Raw genomic sequence first — 1,075 nt, forward strand, 5'->3', positions numbered from 1 at the left:
TACAAAGCGGCGTCGACCCCCGCACCGGGCAATACACCGTTTCCATCGACCTGCCCGAAGTCCAGAGCAATTGGCTCAACGGCCCGGCTTTCCCGCTGAACCTGACCTTCAGCCCAATCAACATCCTGGACTCCGGCTTCGGGGTCGGCTGGAACTTGAACCTGAGCCAATTCACGCCCAGTGACAGCATCCTGGCCCTGAGTACCGGGGAGACCTTCAAGGTGACCGGCAGTGGCCCCCTGCCGGACATCAAGGAAAAGAAACTCGACAGCTTCCACTTCGAGTACCTGGGCAACGAGCGCTATCGCGTTGTGCACAAGTCCGGAATGGTCGAGGAACTCCAGATCGGCGGTGTTCTTACCCGGGTCGCCTTGCCCGTGAGCCTCAAGTCGCCCGCCGGTCATAGCCTCACGCTGGCCTATACCTCGTTCCGGGGCGGGCAGTGCCTGCAAAGCATCAGCGACGCCCAGGGCGAGCTGCTGCGCATTAACCGCCACGCCGGCGATGAGTGGGTGGAAATTCTCGTGCGCCCCGAAGGCCCAGGCGGCGAGGCGCTGGCGCGTTATGAGATGAAGCTCAACGCCAGTGGTTGGGTCACCGAAATTGTATTGCCCACCCCCGACAGGGGTTCCTGGCGTTTTGGCTATGGCAACGGACCGATCCGCAACATTTTGTGCCTGCACGAGGTCAAGACCCCGGTGGGTGGTTGTGAAACCATCGACTACGCCGACACTGGCCATCCCTATCCGGGCGGCGTCGTGCGGGCCAACCTGCCTCGGGTCACCCGCCATCGCAATTACCCGGATTTCGGTCAATCGAACGCCGATGAAACGATGATCGACATGGTCTTCAGCTACACCGGCCGTAACTTTCTCGGCGCCGGTGAAACCGTCAGTTGGGAAGACGGGATGGACCCGCTGTACAAACTCGACGCTAGCTATGAATACGGCAGCACCGCCAGCCTGATGGTCGGCGGGCAGGTGGTGCGCCAGGTCGAACGCCGCTACAACCGCTTCCACCTGCTGACGGAAGAAAAAACCACACAGGAACACTGCATCAAGCGCGTCAAGACCCA

1 pseudogene is annotated in these 1,075 nt (G+C 61.2%); it reads left to right on the plus strand.

Features of this window, described 5'->3' with window-relative positions:
* Nucleotides 1-1,075, plus strand: a pseudogene (locus tag ACODSJ_RS24705) (sugar-binding protein); the annotation flags it as partial.

The sequence above is a fragment of the Pseudomonas sp. FG6 genome, from assembly GCF_057809015.1.